The following is a 16,093-nucleotide window of genomic DNA, read 5'->3' as shown; positions in this document are numbered from 1 at the left end:
AGGGCATACTGTGCGACGCTCGTGCCGGGGAGTCGAACAGACGGGGGCGACGGGCCTGACCGCCCCGCGAGCTGCGGCGCGCACCGCGCGGCCCGGCACCACCCCAGGGGCACCACCGGCACGGCTCGTACGCGCAGCCACTCGCATCTCACACAAGGTACCCGAGCGAACACCCGACTCCGGGCCGTGACGAGTCCCGTGAAGGACACAACCCGGTATCAACGCTCCGTGACTCCGGTATGCCACGATCCGCGACATCGTGGGCCATGGCTTCCCGGGCGCGACGGCCCGGGACACCACCGGCGGCTCAGCCCGCCAGCTCGGCGGCGAGCAGTTCCTCACCCTCGGCGCTCCCCCCGGCGCGCCGGACCCGCACCCAGGCCCGCTTGAGGTGCAGATGCACGTCTGCCTCCCAGGTGAAGCCCATGCCGCCGTGCACCTGGAGGCAGTCACGGGCTCCCCGTACGGCGGCCTCGTCGGCGAGCAGCCGGGCGGCGGCGATGTCGGCGGGGTCGGCCGTGACGGCGGCGGCGTAGACGGCGGCGCGTGCGGTCTCGGCCCGCACCAGCAGCTCCGCGCACAGATGCTGGACGGCCTGGAAGGCGCCGATGGGCCGCCCGAACTGTTCCCGGGTCCGGGCGTGTTGCGCGGCCAGCTCGCACACCCGTCCGGCGGTGCCCAGCTGCTCGGCGGCGGTGAGGAGCACGGCGACGGGGTCCGGGGGCCGGGAAGCGGGCACCCGGTGCAGCGGGGTGAGCGGGTCCACCGACCGCAGCGGTACGGCACGGGAGGCGTCCCCGTGGACGACGTCCGCCGCGTCCAGCCACTCCACCAGCACCCCGTCGACGGCCGCCACGACCGTCTCCCCGCGCGCCGCGCCGGGCACGCCGCCGGCCGCGAGATGCGTGGCCACGAGCGGGCCGGGCAGCAGGGCCCGCCCCGCCTCCTCGAAGGCCAGCACGGCCTCGGGCAGCCCCAGTCCCACCCCGCCGTCCGCCTCGGGCAGCCGCAGGGCGAAGAACCCGGCCTCCCCGAGGGCCCGCCACAGCGTCCGGTCGAGCCGGCCCGGCGCGGCGACGGCCGCACGCAGTGCCTCCCGCCCGAACCGGCGCTCCAGAAGTTCCCGTACGCCCGCACGCAAGGCCCGCTGGTCATCGGTGAGTCGGAAGCGCACCGGACCTCCCCTCCGCCTGACCCGGGCGACCCCGCGTGAGTCGAGGACGCACGCTCACCTCCCCTTGGGCAGGCCGAGCATCCGCTCGGCCACGATGCCCCGCTGGATCTGCGAGGTCCCGGCGGCGATCGTGTACGACAGCGAGGACAGCCGGTCGAGCACCCAGGGGCGGTCCAGATCCAGGCTGTCCGGGCCGAGCACCTCGGCGGCGGCGTCGTACAGCTCCTGCCGGGCGTGCGAGTAGCGGAGCTTGAAGACCGAGCCGCCGACGCCCGGCACCCCGCCGCTCGCCTCCGCCTCGCTCACGTTCCACTGGGTCAGCCGCCACAGGGCGCGGAACTCCGCGTCCAGCCGGCCGAGCCGGCGCCGCAGTACGGGATCGTCCCAGCGGCCGTTCTCCCGTGCGGCGCACGTGAGCTCGCCCAGCACGCGGCGGCAGGCGACGACCTCGCCGACGAAGGCCGTACCGCGTTCGAAGGACAGGGTCACCATGGTCACGCGCCAGCCGTCGTTCTCCTCGCCGACCCGGTTGGCGACCGGCACCCGCACCTCGTCCAGGAACACCTCGGCGAACTCCGCCGACCCGGCGAGCGTGCGCAGCGGCCGTACGGTGACGCCCTCGGCGTCCATCGGCAGGGCCAGCCAGGTGATGCCCCGGTGCCTGGGCGCCGCCGGGTCGGTGCGGACCAACAGCTCGCACCAGTCGGCGACTTCCGCGTGCGAGGTCCAGATCTTGGACCCGGTCACCACGTAGTGATCGCCGTCCCTGCGCGCGCGGGTGCGCAGCGAGGCGAGGTCGGAGCCGGCGTCCGGTTCGCTGAACCCCTGGCACCACACCTGCTCGCCGCGCAGGATCGGCGGCAGCCAGCGGGCCCGCTGCTCGGTGGTGCCTTCGGCGGCGATGGTCGGCCCGGCGTGCAGCAGTCCGACGAAGTTGGCGCCCACATAGGGCGCGCCCGCCTTCTCGGTCTCCTCCAGGAAGATCATCCGGACGGTCGGGGAGGCGTCCCAGTGCACGTCGGCGTACCCGGCGTCGTACAGCATCCGTTGCCAGCGCAGGTCGTAGGCGCGGCGGCCGGGCCAGTCGTCCGGGGACGGCTTGGCCGGCAGGGTGGGCAGCACCGTGGTGAGCCACGTGCGCAGCCGGGCCCGGAACTCCTCCTCCTCGGGTGTGCAGGAGAGGTCCATCACCGGTCGAGGTCCAGGCCGAGCATGCGGATGGCGTTGCCCCGCATCAGCTTGTGGACGGTCTCGTCGTCCAGGCCCTTCACATGGTCGAGGGCGACCTCCCTGGTGTGCGGGAAGGTCGAGTCGACGTGCGGGTAGTCGGTCTCGAAGGTGGCGTTGTCACGGCCGACCACGTCCAGTGAGGCGACGCCGTGCTTGTCGCGGAAGAAGCAGCAGAAGATCTGCCGGTAGTAGTACGTCGACGGCGGCTCGGGGATCAGGTCCCTGACCCCGCCCCAGGCCCGGTGCTCCTCCCACACGTCGTCGGCGCGTTCCAGGGCGTACGGGATCCAGCCCATCTGGCCCTCCGAGTAGGCGAGTTTGAGCCGGGGGAAGCGCACCAGGACCCCGCTGAAGAGGTAGTCCATCATCGAGGCCATGGCGTTGTTGAAGCTCAGGGACGCCTGGACGGCGGGCGGCGCGTCGGGGGAGGCGGCGGGCATCTGGGAGCTGCTGCCGATGTGCATGTTGACGACCGTGTCCGTCTCCTGGCAGACGGCGAAGAACGGGTCCCAGTAGCCGGAGTGGATGGAGGGCAGCCCGAGGTGGGTGGGGATCTCGGAGAAGGTGACGGCCCGCACCCCGCGCGCGGCGTTGCGCCGGATCTCCGCGACGGCCAGTGCGACGTCCCACAGCGGGATCAGGCACAGCGGGATCAGCCGGCCGCCGCTGTCCCCGCACCACTCCTCCACCATCCAGTCGTTGTAGGCGCGCACACAGGCGAGCGCGACCTCCTTGTCGTGGGCCTCGGCGAAGGTCTGCCCGCAGAAGCGCGGGAACGTCGGGAAGCAGAGGCTGGCCTCGACGTGGTTGAGATCCATGTCGGCGAGCCGGGCCCCGGGGTCCCAGCAGCCGCGCCGCATCTGCGACCGGGTGATCCCCTCCAGGGTCATCTCGTCCCGGTCGAAGCCGACGGCGGCGATGTTCCGCTTGTACGGGAACTTCAGGTCCTCGTAGATCCACCAGTCCGTCGGCTGTCCCGCCGGGTCCATGGTGATCTGGTACTTCCCGCCGACGTAGGCCAGCTCCCCGATCCCGGCGGTCAGCGGCTGGGGTCCCCGGTCCCGGTACTTGGCGGGCAGCCAGGTCTCGAAGAGGTGGGCGGGCTCGATCACGTGGTCGTCGACGCTGATGATGCGGGGCAGTTCGGTCGCCATGGGTCCCCTCCGCCGGTACTCGACTGGGCCCTGCTTATCTGATGGCCCGTCAGATAGCATGGCAGCTGACGAGTCGTCAGCCAAGCAGGGGGCAGCCGTGAACGAGACCCCGCACACCCTGAGTTCCGCCCGCACACTGTGGGAGCTGGTCACCCGCCGCGCCGACCTCACCCCCCGCCGGCCGGTGCTGCTCCAGGAGGACCGCGTCCTCACCTTCGGTGACCTGCGCACCCGCTCCGAGCGCGTCGCGGCCGGCCTGTACGGCATGGGCGTACGCCCCGGCACGGTGGTCGCCTGGCAGCTGCCCACCCGCATCGAGACCGCCCTGCTGTCCTTCGCGCTGGCCCGCCTGGGCGCCGTACAGTCCCCGGTCATCCCCTTCTACCGGGACCGGGAGGTCGGCTTCGCGCTGCGCGCGTCGAAGGCGGAGTTCTTCGCCGTGCCGGGTGTGTGGCGGGGCCACGACCACACGGAGACGGCCCGGCGGCTCGGCGCCAAGGGGATCTTCGAGGCGTACGACGACCTGCCCGACGGCGACCCGTCCGTCCTGCCCCCGCCGCCCGCCGAGGGCACCTCGGTCCGCTGGATCTACTGGACCTCGGGCACCACCTCCGACCCCAAGGGCGTGCTGCACACCGACCGCTCCCTGATCGCGGGCGGCTCCTGCCTGGCGCACGCCCTGCGCCTGTCGGCGGACGACGTCGGCTCGATGGCCTTCCCGTACGCCCACATCGCCGGCCCCGACTACACGGTGATGCTCCTCCTCTACGGCTTCCCGGCGGTGATGTGCGAGCACTTCGCGCTGCCCGAGGCGCTGGCCGAGTACCGGCGGCACGGGGTGACGGTGGCCGGCGGTTCCACGGCCTTCTACTCCCTGTTCCTGGCCGAGCAGCGCGAACGGCCGGGCGACAAGGTGATCCCGTCCCTGCGGCTCCTCGCGGGCGGCGGCGCCCCGAAGCCGCCCGAGCTGTACCACGCCGTCGTCCGCGAGATGGGCGTCCAGCTCACCCACGGCTACGGCATGACCGAGGTCCCGATGATCACCATGGGCGACCCGGAGGACACACCCGAGAACCTGGCCACGACCGAGGGGCGGCCCCCGGAGGGCATGGAGATCCGGATCGTCGACGGCGAGATACGGCTGCGCGGCGAGGCCGTCTGCCAGGGCTACCTGGACCCCGCGCAGACGGCCGCGGCCTTCGACGCCGACGGCTTCCTGCGTACCGGCGACCTGGGGCACCTGACGGAGTCGGGCCACCTCGTCCTCACCGGCCGGCTCAAGGACGTGATCATCCGCAAGGGCGAGAACATCTCCGCCAAGGAGATCGAGGACCTGCTGGCCGCGCATCCGGCGGTGGGCGACGCGGCGGTCATCGGCCTGCCCGACGCCGAGCGCGGCGAGCTGGTCTGCGCGGTCGTCGAACAACCGCCCGGCAGGCCCGAGTTGACTCTGCCGGAGGTCGTGTCCTTCCTCCGTGCGGAAGGGCTGTCCGTGCACAAGCTGCCGGAGCGGCTGGAGGTGGTGGACGCCCTTCCGCGCAACGAGACGCTGCGCAAGGTACTGAAGTACCGGCTGCGGGAGCGGTTCGGGTGAGGGCGGACCGGGGGCCGCCGCCGGATCGCGCCGTGGCTTCCCGCTATTCGGGGACCGTGAAGTAGCGCGCGAACGCCGGTACGATCTCCGCCTCGCCGATCCTGCCGTCACCGTCGGTGTCGAGGGCGGCGGCGGCCTGACGGGCGGTCTCCTCCGGTACGCGGAACACGCGCAGCACGCGCGCGGTGTCCACGATGCCGATCCGGCCGTCGGCGTCCGCGCCGGCCACCGCCAGGGCCGCGTGCAGGAAGGGACGCGCGATCTCGGCGAAGCCGTCGGGGTTGTCTCGCAGCCGCTTGACCGCGCCGGTGACGAACTCCGCGCGGGTGATGCGCTGGTCGCCGTCCCGGTCGGCGATGCCGGCCATGCCCTGCCAGAACGCCTCCGCGCCGGCGTAGAGCGCCTGCCCCTTGTCGGAGCGGGCGGGTACGGCGAACTCGGCGAGCAGTGCCTTGGCCGCCGCGTTGAAGTCCTCCCGGTCGATGTAGCCGTTGCCGTCCTGGTCGAAGGTGGCGAACCGGGCGGCGATCCTGCGCTCGTACTCGGTGCTGACCATGTCTGTTCGGGCCGCCTTACATGAGGGTCGTACGTGTGGTCCTGCCCGTGGGTGGGGGTGACCTCGCAGGGAGCGTACGACGCGGACGGCCGGCAGGCGGCGGGAAACAGGCCGTTGTGCCAAGACCGGGGGAATTCCGCGACAACAGTGTGGCCGAGTCGCGAAGCGGTGACGGCCGCTCAGGCGGAGAGCGGACCGGCCTCGTCCGTGGTCGCGGAGTCGAGGTCGGGGCGCACGTCGAAGAGCCGGCGCACGCCGAGCGCGCCGAGGACGCGGTTGACGTGCGAGCCGTCGTCGGCGCCCCGGTCCGGCAGGATCAGCCGCAGCCGGCCCTGACAGGAGCGGATCAGCCGGCGGGCGGCGATGAGGACGCCGACCCCGCTGGAGTCGCAGAAGAACACGTCGGAGAGGTCCACGACGAGGCTGTGGTGTCCCTCGGCGACGACGTCGTGCACCCGCTGGCGCAGCACCGGCGAGGTCATCAGGTCCAGTTCCCCGGACACCCGGAGGACGGCCCACTCGCCCTGTTCGACGCCGGTCACGCTGAATGCCACGGCCCTGCCCTCCGCTCGCCGGATCTCCCGGAACCGCCCGGAAACGGAAGCAGTTCCTACGTTTCCTTTCGCGCGGCTGCCCAGCGGCCGTTCCCTGAAACGTGACGCGACAAACGACAGTCGATCGGCAAGGGGCTTGTTTCGGTCACTATCGATCCTGTTCGATCAGAGGTGTACGCGTCTTGTGTGGAGGATGTGTGAAGGGGGCACTATCACCTGCGGCCCTTCGGGGGGCGCACATTGACACAAAGGGGCGTGCACTGTCAGACGTGCCGACTACATTCGAGAGGGCAGGACCGACAGGCTGGACGGGCCGGACAGGGTGAGGGGAGGGGACCGCATGGCCGGGAAGGACGTACCGCCCCGCTGGGACCGCAAGATGCAGCAGCGGCTCGCGCGCGGTGAGGCGGCGGCCCTCGGCGAGCTGTACGACCGCTTCGCCTCCCTCGTGCACAGCCTCGCCCACCGCGTCCTCGCCGACGAGGCGGACGCCGACGCCGTCACCCGCGAGGTCTTCGCCCACGTCTGGGAACACCCCGAGACCTACGACCCCAAGCAGGGCCCCCTGCGCTCCTGGATCGCCGCCGTCACCCACCGGGTCGCCGTACAGCGGCTGCGCGACCGGGAGGAGCTGGAGCAGCCGCGCCGCGAGGAACTGGAGAGCAAGGTCCGCCGCGCCTCGGTCGCCGCCCGCGCCGACTACATCGTCCACTCCATGCCGGCCCCGCTGCGCGCCGCGCTGGACCTGGCCTACTTCCAGCGCCGCGACTACCGCCAGACCGCGGCCGACCTCGGCGTCACCGAGGACGAGGCCCGCCGCCGGCTCCGCCTCGGCCTCCAACTCCTCTCCACCGCCCACGACACCGGCACCGGTACACCGCCGGGATACCGGGGTGCGGTGTGACGGGGACGGGCGGCTTCGAGGCCCACGACGAGTACGGCGAACACGCCGGTCACGGGCGGGAAGAGGGCCACGGCGAAGAAGGCCAGGGCGAAGGGGGCCACGGCGGTGACGCGCGCGGGGAACGGCCTTGGGGGGAGGCCGGCTCGGGCGGGCGGGGGTCCGCGGACGAGGGGCCTGGTGCGGGCCGACACGGCGATGACGGTGGCGGCGACGCGCCCGAAAGTGCCGGTGCCGGTGGTTACGGTGGGCGCGGCGGCGGTCCGGGGGATGCGCCGTCCGGTGCCGGTGGGTCCGGACCGGCCCGGGCGCCGCGGATACCCACGCCCCGCGCGTCCGTGGAGGACAGCGGGCTTCCGCTGCCCGACCTCGCCGATCTGGGGGACCTCGCACCCGTGCCGCTCGACCTGTCGCACGACGTCCTGAAGTCGCTGCTCGGCGCCTGGGCGCTGGCCGCCTGCTCGGCGGCGGAGACGGCGGCCGTGGAGGAGCACCTGGGCGGCTGCGGCTCCTGCGCCGACGAGGCCCGCCGGCTGCGCGAGGCGGTCGGCCTGCTGCACCAGCCGGAGAGCCTGGACCTGAACCCGGCGCTGCGCACCCGGGTCCTGGCGGCCTGCCTGAACCGCCGGCCGCCGCGCATCCCGGTGCCCGACTGGGCGGCGCCGTACGACGCCGAGACCGCGCGGCTGGACGCGCTGCTCCAGGACTTCGGGGACGCGGAATGGCATGCGCCGGTGCGGCTGCGCTGGTTCGAGGCCGACGCACCGACGAGCCGTCGTACGACCGTCGCCGGGGTGATCGCGCACCTGCTGTCGGTGGACGGGCTGATCGCGACGGCCCTCGGTCTGGAGGACCCGCTGGCCGAGGTCGCCGACGCCGACAAGGACGCCGTGGGCCCGGCGGGCCGCACGGAGGCGTTCTGGCGGGCCTCGCACTTCCCGCCGACGCGCTCGGTGCGGGGGCCGTGGCGGGAGCAGAGCCACGGCCTGGTGCGGACGGTGTCCTTCACCGGCGGCCACGCGGGCGGCCTCACGGTGTCGTACGGCGACTTCGCGCTGCCGCTGCACGACGCGATGCTGGACCGCGCCTTCGAGTGCTGGGTGCACGCCGAGGACATCGCGGAGGCGGTGGACTATCCGTACGCGCCGCCGGCGCCGCGGCACCTCAACCGGATGATCGACCTCGCGGCCCGTCTGCTGCCGACGGTTCTCGCCGCGCGGCGCCGGGCGGGACTGTCCGCGCCGGGCCACCGGACCCCGCACCTGGTCCCGGCCGGCGCGCCCGGCCGCAGCCTGCGCCTGGAGATCGAGGGCGCGTCCGGCGGCGAGTGGCTGATCCCCCTCGACTCACCGGCGGCGGTGGGCTCCGCCGACTTCGAGGTGGCCCACGTGGCCCTGGACGGCGTGGAGTTCTGCAAGCTGGCGGCAGGGCACGTGCCTCCGGCGGAAGCGGCGGCGGGTCAGCTGGGTGACCGGGAGGCGATCAGGGACGTCCTGTTCGCGGTGGCGTCGCTGAGCCGCATGTAGGGCGGGCCCGGACGCGTCGGCGGCTGCGGACGATCGGGGTCGCCCGCGCAGTTCCCCGCGCCCCTGAGGGGGCCCCAGCCGCCCGGCAACCGCACCGCCCGAGCTGCTAGGCGAACACCACCGTCCGGCGCCCGTTGAGCAGAATCCTCCGCTCCGCATGCCACTTCACGGCCCGCGCCAGCGCCTGGCACTCCACATCGCGGCCGATGGCCACCAACTGGTCCGGCGTCACGTCGTGCCCCACCCGCTCGACCTCCTGCTCGATGATCGGCCCCTCGTCCAGGTCCGCGGTGACGTAGTGCGCCGTCGCACCGATCAGCTTCACACCCCGCGCATGCGCCTGGTGATACGGCTTCGCGCCCTTGAAGCTCGGCAGGAAGGAGTGGTGGATGTTGATGATCCGGCCGCTGAGCTGCTTGCACAGGTCGTCGGAGAGGACCTGCATGTAGCGGGCGAGGACGACCAGTTCGACCTTCTCCTCGCGCACGATCTCCAGCAGCCTCGCCTCGGCCTCCGGCTTGCTGTCCCTCGTCACCGGAATCTGGTGGAAGGGGATGTTGTAGGAACCCACCAGCTCCTCGAAGTCGGTGTGATTGGACACCACACCCACGATCTCGACCGGCAGTGCGCCGATCCGCGCGCGGAACAGCAGGTCGTTCAGACAGTGCCCGAACTTGCTGACCATCAGCAGGATGCGCATCTTCTCGTCGGCCCGGTGGATCTGCCAGTCCATGTGGAAGGAGTCACCGATCGCGGCGAAGCTCGCCCGCAGCTTGTCCACCGTCACCGGCGCCTCGGCCGAGAAGTGGACGCGCATGAAGAACAGTCCCGTGTCGTGGTCGCCGAACTGCTGGCTGTCCTCGATGTTGCAGCCGGTCATGAACAGATAGCTGGACACCGCGTGCACGATGCCCTTCTTGTCCGGGCAGGACAGCGTGAGGATGTACTGCTCGGCCGGTGCGGCGGCGGAAGAGGCGGACTGATCGGTCATGCGCTACAGGGTCCCACACCGGCCGCCCCCCATGGGGCGGCCGTCCGCTACGCGGACCTGGTCAGGATGCGCAGCACTTCCAGGCTCTTCGGCGGCGTGTCGGGGTCCTCCCCGTCGCTCACCGACATCCGCACGTGCGCGTCCCGGGCCGCCCGTACCGCGTCCGGCCAGCCGGAGTGCTCCAGGTAGGCGGCGACCGGCGCGTCCGGGCCGACCTGGTGCATGATCCGCAGCACCCGCAGCACGGCGGTGTCGACGAGCGCCGCCTCCTGCGAGTCCCGGAATACGGTGCCGACGTACTTCTCGGCCGACCAGTTGTCCAGCCAGGTGTCCTCCACCAGCCGGTACACGGCGTCCGTCACGTCACCGTAGCCGTCCACGCCGGCCAGCCAGACGTCCCGCTGGAACACCGGGTCGGAGAGCATGTGCAGCGCCGAGCGCACGTTGCTGCGCCACCGCCACCACGGCATGTCGTTCAAGGGCATGCCGCCCATGGTGGAGGAGCGACGGCCGCGACGGGAAGAGTTCTCCGAACCTTGCACGGTCATCGATCGTACGTTCCTCGTCCCAGGAGCCTCACCGGCCCCTGCAATTCACCTGTGCGTCACCATCCGTTGACCAAGAGTCACTCCCGGGTTAGCGCTGTGAGGGAATCGTGTGTGTGCATGACCGGCAGGCGACGCACGCGCAGTACCCCCCTTCCCGCCCTTCCCCGCCCCGTCAGAGCCACCGCCCTCGCGGCGGGCGCGGTGGGCCTCTGTGCGTCGCTCACCGCCGCATGCGGGGTCATCCCCGGTGCCACGGGGGGCTCCGGGGATGACCCGGTCAAGGTGATGACCTGGGCCCCGCAGGACACCGACGCGACCAACAAGCCGGGCATGCCCGCGATGGCCCGCGCCTACGCCAAGTGGATCAACGCCCACGGGGGCATCAACGGCCGCAGGCTCGAGGTGCTGACCTGCAACGACCACAACGACAGCGTGGGCGCCGCGAAGTGCGCCCGGCGCGCGGCGGCCGAGAACGTGGTCGCGGTCGTCGGCTCCTACAGCCAGTTCGGCGACTCCTACCTCGCCCCGCTGGAGGGCGCCGGCATCCCCTACATCGGCGGCTACGGCGTCACCAACGACGAGTTCACCGGCGCCATGTCCTACCCGGTCAACGGCGGTCAGCCCGCCCTCCTGGCCGGCCTCGGCAAGGCCCTCGCGGAGGGCTGCGGCAACGTCGCCCTGGTCCGCCCGGACAGCATCGCCGGGGACCAGCTGCCCGCGATGCTCGACTCCGGTCTGAAGGCGGGCGGCCACGCGGACGCCGGTGACCAGCTCGCCGCCGACGACGCCACCGAGTACGGCAGCCAGGCCGAGCAGGCGCTGCGCTACGCGACCAAGGACGTGACGAGGAAGGGCTGTGTGGTGCCCGCGCTCGGGGACCGCACGGACACCTTCATGGACTCCTTCCGGCGGGCCCGGGAGAACTTCCCGGACGTGCGCACGGCGACCGTGCTCGGCAGCGTCGACCAGACCGTGATCAACACCACCGGCGGGGCGTCGGGGCCGTACGAGGGGGCGTACATCACCGGCTGGTACCCGGTCGCCTCCGACCCCCGCTGGGACCCGATGAAGAAGGTGATCAACGAGGAGGCCTTCGGCGACAACCGCATCGACCCCGCGGACGCCGGTGTGCAGACCACGTGGATCGCCTACACCGTGCTCAAGGCCGTCCTGGAGAAGATCGGCGACGGCGAGGTGAGCGCCGACACCGTGCGGCGCACCCTCAACGACGGCCTGCGCGTCTCCACCGGCGGCCTCACCCCGACCCTGCACTGGCCCTACGAGAGCAAGCTGGCCGCGGTCGGCTTCCCGCGGCTGGTCAACGCCGACGTCACCCTCCAGGTGGTCCAGGGCGGCAAGCTGGTCGCGGCCCGCAAGAGCATCGGCGGCACCAACGGGATCGCCGACATGACCTCGACCCTGGAGAACGCGGACGTGCCGTGACGGCCGGCGGTCACAGCTGGGTGGGCTGGCGCTGGGTCAGGCCGTACTTCTTCGCGATCGCGTTCCACAGCGCCGCCGCCTTCGCCTTCTGCGCGCTGGCGGTGCCGCTCTCCCGGTTGCCGGCCTGGGTCTCGCCGGTGGTGCGGGCGTGTCCCTTGCGGCAGACCTTGCGGCCCTTGGCCTGGTCGGCCCAGGCCGCGTAGTGGTTGTCGGCCGCGGCGGACGCCTGCCAGGCCTTGGTCAGCGCGGCCGTCAGGTCGGCGTTGCCGGGCAGCTTGTCCACGGACAGCTTGCCGAGTCGCGTGACCAGCTGACCGCGCTGCCGGGCCGCGTCCCGCAGGTTGGATGCGGCCTGGTCGAGGTTGTCGCACTGCTTGACGTCCGCCACCGCCTGGATCACCGAGGCCCGGCTGCTGCCGCTGTCCGCGAGCAGCTTGTCCAGCTCGACGGCCTGCTGCCGGGCGGGGTCGGCGGCGGGCGAGGCGGAGTCCTGGGTGGCCGGAGAGGCGGCGGCGACCGTCTTGTCGTCCCCGCCCTGGTCCTTGTCGCCCCCGCCGCTGAGCAGCGCGCCGGCGCCGACGCCGAGCACGACGATGCCGACGCCGATCGCGGCGATCAGCGGCACCCGCGACCGGCCCCGGCGCCGCCCGCCGCCGTCGTCCGGCCCCGCGTCGTACGACGGCTGCGCCGGGCGGTACGACGACTGCGCCGGGCCGGGGTAGGCGTCCGGCTGCTGGACGCGCGGGAGCTGCTGGGTGGAACCGGCCGGGCCGTCGCCGCCCCCCGGGCCGCCGCGGAAGAGGTTGTCGAACTCGGCGGGCGGCTGCCGGTCCGCCCCCTGCGCCTGCGCCTGGGCGGCGTACGGCGGGATGTACTGCGTGGCCTCCGCGTCCGAGGGCGCCGCCTGCCGGGGCGCCTGGCCCAGGTACCGCGTCTCCTCGCCCGCCGACTCGGGCGGCAGCGCGCCGGGCGCGACCGGCGGCATGTACTGGGTGGCCGCCTCGTGAACGCCGCCCCCGGCGGGGACCGGCGGTATGTACTGGGTGGCGCCGTCGGCCGGCGCGGCCTGCACGGGCGGCAGGTACTGGGTGGCGCCCTCGTCCCCGGGCGCGGCGGGGCCGGCGGGGACCGGCGGGAGGTACTGGGTCGCGCCGTCCGCGCTCGGCGGCAGCGGGGCACCCTCGGCCGGGTACGCGGACGGCTGCGGCGCGGCGGGCGTCTGGCCCGGGGCGGGCTGCGCCGGGTACGGCTGCTGCCGCGCGTGCTGCTGGTACGGGTCGGGCGCGCCGTAGGCGGGCTGCTGGGCCGCGCCGTAGGCACCGGTGCCGGCCTGGCCGCCGTACTGCGCGTCCTGGCCGCCGGGGCCGTGGGCCTGGCCGTCGTAGGAAGGCGTCGGGCCGCCGTAGGCCGGGGCCTGGCCGTCGTACGACGGGGCCGGGGCGCCCTCCGGGGGCAGCGGGCCGGGGTTCGCGGCGGGCTGCGGCCGCTGGTCGGGGCCGCCGGGGGCGTCCCACTGCGGGGCCGCCGCCGGGGGCCAGCCCTGGCCGGGCTGGGGCGCCTGCTGCTCGGGGCCCCAGGAACCGCCCCAGGCCTGTCCGCCGGCCGGGTGGGCGGGGGCGGGCGTCCCGGTCATGCCCGGCAGCAGGGGCTCTCCTCCGTCGGAGGGCAGCACGATGCCTTCGCGCGCGGGCCGCGCCGAGGGCTCCTCGCCCTGTCCACTCTGCGTCACCGGGACTCCTACTAATGGGGGACCTTGTGAATCGTCGGCTCACGCTACCGGGTCCCCCGAGCCGCGTGCCACGCAGCGCGGGACGTGACCTCCTTCCCTGTGACAGCGGTAACACAACCGCTCCGCGCAGCGCTGTTCATGGCACCCGGCGCACACCCGGGTGCCGTTTCCCGCTCGTTCACGCGCCGGCGGGGCTGATGTTCACGCGGCCTGCTGAAGATCGAGCCGCGCGCCGAACTCCCGTACCACCGCCTCGTCCCGGAAGGGCTCCAGCCGCTGCTGGAGGTCGTCCAGATACTCGGCGCCCCGGTTGGAGCGGAGCGTCTCCAGCAGCTCCACTGCCTTCATGCCGGTCGTGCAGGCCTGCTCGATCTCGCGCTGCTGCACCTGGGCGGTGGCGAGCAGCACATAGCCGATGGCGCGCCGGCGGGCCCGGGACTCCGGGTGCCCGGCCAGCGACTGCTCGGCGTACAGCGCGGCCTGGTCGGCCTGTCCGAGGTCGCGGTGGCAGTGCGCCAACTCGTCGGCCAGATAGGCCTCGTCGAAGTGCGCGATCCACGCCGGGTCGTCCCCGGCGGAGTCGTCCGCCCGTTCCATCGCCGTGACCGCCCGTCCGCCGGCCGCCTGCGCCGCGCGCGCGTCACCGAGCAGGGCGTGCCCGCGCGCCTCGGCGGCGTGGAACATCGCCTCCGCGCGCGGGGTCACCTGCCCGCGCGCCCCTTCCTGCGCCGCCCGCGCCAACTGGGCGATCTCGCGCGGGTTTCCGAGCTGCGCGGCGAGGTGGCTCATGGACGCGGCGAGCACGTAACCGCCGTACCCACGGTCGCCGGCGGCCTGCGCGAGCCGCAGCGACTGGATGTAGTACCGCTGGGCGAGCCCCGGTTGGCCGGTGTCGACGGCCATGTATCCCGCCAGCTCCGTCAACCGGGCGACGGCGGCGAAGAGTTCCCGGCCGACCGCCTCCCGGTACGACCCAGCGAGCAGCCCGGAGACGACGCTGTTGAGGTAGTGCACGACGACCGGGCGCACATGCCCGCTGCCGTACTGGTGGTCGAGGTCCACCAGCGCCTGGGTCATGGACCGTACGGCGGCCACGTCGGCCTGCCCCACGCGCGGGCCGGCCTGCCGGGCCACCTGGGCGTCCGGCGCCGAGATCAGCCAGTCGCGGCTGGGCTCGACCAGCGCGGAGGCGGCGACGGAGGAGCCGGACAGGAAGTCCCGGCGCCCCACGTCGCTGCGCCACAGCTCGCAGACCTGCTCGATGGCCCCCAGTACCGTCGGCGAGAACTGGAGACCGACCCCCGAGGCGAGGTTCTTGCCGTTGGCCATGCCGATCTCGTCGATCGTGACCGTACGGCCGAGCTTGCGCCCGAGCGCCTCGGCGATGATCGCCGGGGCCCGGCCGCGCGGCTGCTGGCCGCGCAGCCAGCGGGCCACGGACGTCTTGTCGTAGCGCAGGTCGAGGCCGTGCTCGGCGCCGCACATGTTGACCCGCCGGGCCAGCCCGGCGTTCGAGCACCCCGCTTCCTGGATGAGTGCCTGCAACCGTTCGTTCGGCTGCCTCGCCACGAGAGGCCTTGCGGCCATGTGCTACCCCCTGCGTTGCGATCCCCTGGAGCGTGTTGCGATCCTCCGGAGCACGAAGATCCGGCCGGAAAGATCACTGCCCAGCTGACATACCGTCAATGCGTGACATATGCGGATTGCCGGGGTAAAGACGGTTCCCCCCTTCCCTGGCTACCCACCTCACGCCCCGTCTCCTCCCGCGCGCCCCCGGCCATGCACCCATGCGCCCCGACTGCCGAATCGATGCTCCTCCCCCGCGCGCGCTACGGCCGTAACTCCAGGTGGGCGCGGGAGTTGAGTGGAACGTGGAAGAGACGATCGCGGGCGCCCAAGAGACTCAGACGGCTGGTCACATTCCGCAGCAGCGCGGGGAATCGCTGCTGGAGACCGCCGTACGCTACGCCGAGGAGCGGCACTGGGACGTGTTCCCGGGCACCTGGCTGGAAGCCGTCGACGGTAGGCAGCGCTGCTCGTGCGGCGACGTCTCCTGCCCTGCGCCGGGTGCGCACCCCGCGCGCCCCGACTGGGCGACCCAGGCGACCGGCAGTGCGACCGTCGCGCGCCGGATGTGGCAGAAGCAGCCGACGGCGTCGATCCTGCTGCCGACGGGGCGGACGTTCGACGCGCTGTCCGTTCCGGAGAGCGCGGGGTTCCTGGCGCTCGCCCGGATGGAGCGGATGCAGCTGACGCTCGGACCGGTCACGCTGACGCCGGACCGGCGCATGCAGTTCTTCGTCCTGCCGGGCGCGTCCGCGAAGGTGCCCGAGCTGGTGCGGAAGCTCGGCTGGTCGCTGTCGTCACTGGACCTCCTGGCGCTGGGCGAGGGCGCGTACGTGGCGGCGCCGCCCACGCGGTTCGGGTCCCGGGGGGCTGTGCAGTGGGCCTGCCGGCCGACGCCCGCGAATCGGTGGCTGCCGGATGCGGAGGAGTTGGTCTCGCCGTTGGCCTATGCGTGCGGGAGGGATCGGTAGCCGGTTCGCCCACGCGTCTGCCGGGTGCCGGTGACCTGGCGGCTACCGGTTCGTCGTGGCTGGTCGGGGGGGGGGGGGGGGGGGGGGGGGGGGGGGGGGGGGGGGGGGGGGGGGGGGGGGGAGAGAAAACAACAACCAACAAACAAAAAAAACAAA

Annotated in this window: 14 protein-coding genes; 5 read left to right on the top strand and 9 right to left on the bottom strand. The window is 73.1% G+C overall.

What is annotated here, in order from left to right:
* Positions 1 to 307 precede the first annotated feature (307 nt).
* The 3 genes from ACZ4WH_RS38130 to ACZ4WH_RS38120 are packed head-to-tail and all read right to left on the bottom strand — an operon-like array spanning position 308 to position 3,558.
* Positions 308 to 1,174, bottom strand: a complete 867-nt coding sequence (locus ACZ4WH_RS38130; protein ID WP_468189636.1) for an acyl-CoA dehydrogenase family protein — start codon at positions 1,172 to 1,174, stop codon at positions 308 to 310.
* 54 nt (positions 1,175 to 1,228) lie between these two features.
* Positions 1,229 to 2,362, bottom strand: coding sequence for an acyl-CoA dehydrogenase family protein (locus ACZ4WH_RS38125; RefSeq protein WP_468189634.1), 1,134 nt, complete (start codon positions 2,360 to 2,362; stop codon positions 1,229 to 1,231).
* Entirely contained in the window at positions 2,362 to 3,558 is a 1,197-nt protein-coding gene (locus tag ACZ4WH_RS38120; RefSeq protein WP_468189633.1) for an amidohydrolase family protein, read from the bottom strand. Before ACZ4WH_RS38120 ends, ACZ4WH_RS38125 begins: the two co-directional genes overlap by 1 nt.
* A 97-nt stretch (positions 3,559 to 3,655) precedes the next feature.
* Between ACZ4WH_RS38120 and ACZ4WH_RS38115 the strand changes: the two genes are divergently transcribed.
* Complete coding sequence (locus ACZ4WH_RS38115; protein ID WP_468189631.1) at positions 3,656 to 5,152, top strand: class I adenylate-forming enzyme family protein; 1,497 nt, start codon at positions 3,656 to 3,658, stop codon at positions 5,150 to 5,152.
* A gap of 43 nt (positions 5,153 to 5,195) precedes the next feature.
* Here the strand turns inward: ACZ4WH_RS38115 and ACZ4WH_RS38110 are convergent, their stop codons facing one another.
* Positions 5,196 to 5,708 carry an EF-hand domain-containing protein gene (locus ACZ4WH_RS38110; RefSeq protein WP_468189629.1) on the bottom strand — a complete coding sequence of 171 codons (513 nt, stop codon included), beginning with the start codon at positions 5,706 to 5,708 and terminating at the stop codon, positions 5,196 to 5,198.
* 179 nt (positions 5,709 to 5,887) lie between these two features.
* On the bottom strand, positions 5,888 to 6,262 hold the full coding sequence (locus ACZ4WH_RS38105; protein WP_468189627.1) for an STAS domain-containing protein: 375 nt from the start codon (positions 6,260 to 6,262) through the stop codon (positions 5,888 to 5,890).
* A gap of 340 nt (positions 6,263 to 6,602) precedes the next feature.
* On the opposite strand from ACZ4WH_RS38105, the gene ACZ4WH_RS38100 reads away from it, so the two are divergent.
* Together ACZ4WH_RS38100 and ACZ4WH_RS38095 are read left to right on the top strand one after the other, a co-directional pair.
* Positions 6,603 to 7,166, top strand: coding sequence for a sigma-70 family RNA polymerase sigma factor (locus ACZ4WH_RS38100; RefSeq protein WP_468189626.1), 564 nt, complete (start codon positions 6,603 to 6,605; stop codon positions 7,164 to 7,166).
* Positions 7,163 to 8,689: a zf-HC2 domain-containing protein gene (locus tag ACZ4WH_RS38095; RefSeq protein ID WP_468189624.1), complete on the top strand. Its 1,527-nt coding sequence runs from the start codon at positions 7,163 to 7,165 to the stop codon at positions 8,687 to 8,689. Before ACZ4WH_RS38100 ends, ACZ4WH_RS38095 begins: the two co-directional genes overlap by 4 nt.
* Positions 8,690 to 8,795: 106 nt before the next feature.
* Here ACZ4WH_RS38095 and purU read toward each other — a convergent pair whose 3' ends face one another.
* Complete coding sequence (gene purU / locus ACZ4WH_RS38090; RefSeq protein WP_468189622.1) at positions 8,796 to 9,680, bottom strand: formyltetrahydrofolate deformylase; 885 nt, start codon at positions 9,678 to 9,680, stop codon at positions 8,796 to 8,798.
* Positions 9,681 to 9,727: 47 nt separating this feature from the next.
* On the bottom strand, positions 9,728 to 10,228 hold the full coding sequence (locus tag ACZ4WH_RS38085) for an SCO4402 family protein (RefSeq protein ID WP_468189620.1): 501 nt from the start codon (positions 10,226 to 10,228) through the stop codon (positions 9,728 to 9,730).
* 117 nt (positions 10,229 to 10,345) lie between these two features.
* Here ACZ4WH_RS38085 and ACZ4WH_RS38080 point away from each other — a divergent pair, with 117 nt between their 5' ends.
* Positions 10,346 to 11,671 carry an ABC transporter substrate-binding protein gene (locus tag ACZ4WH_RS38080; protein ID WP_468189618.1) on the top strand — a complete coding sequence of 442 codons (1,326 nt, stop codon included), beginning with the start codon at positions 10,346 to 10,348 and terminating at the stop codon, positions 11,669 to 11,671.
* A gap of 10 nt (positions 11,672 to 11,681) precedes the next feature.
* Here the strand turns inward: ACZ4WH_RS38080 and ACZ4WH_RS38075 are convergent, their stop codons facing one another.
* Together ACZ4WH_RS38075 and ACZ4WH_RS38070 are read right to left on the bottom strand one after the other, a co-directional pair.
* Complete coding sequence (locus tag ACZ4WH_RS38075) at positions 11,682 to 13,400, bottom strand: hypothetical protein (protein WP_468189616.1); 1,719 nt, start codon at positions 13,398 to 13,400, stop codon at positions 11,682 to 11,684.
* Positions 13,401 to 13,601: 201 nt separating this feature from the next.
* Positions 13,602 to 14,987 carry a transcriptional regulator gene (locus ACZ4WH_RS38070; RefSeq protein ID WP_468189614.1) on the bottom strand — a complete coding sequence of 462 codons (1,386 nt, stop codon included), beginning with the start codon at positions 14,985 to 14,987 and terminating at the stop codon, positions 13,602 to 13,604.
* A 284-nt stretch (positions 14,988 to 15,271) separates the two neighbouring features.
* Here ACZ4WH_RS38070 and ACZ4WH_RS38065 point away from each other — a divergent pair, with 284 nt between their 5' ends.
* Complete coding sequence (locus ACZ4WH_RS38065) at positions 15,272 to 15,937, top strand: bifunctional DNA primase/polymerase (RefSeq protein ID WP_468189612.1); 666 nt, start codon at positions 15,272 to 15,274, stop codon at positions 15,935 to 15,937.
* Positions 15,938 to 16,093: the final 156 nt, after the last annotated feature.

This window comes from Streptomyces sp. NPDC029138, assembly GCF_055564375.1.
Note: the sequence above shows the minus strand (reverse complement) of the source record. Positions and strands in the feature narration are given on the sequence as shown.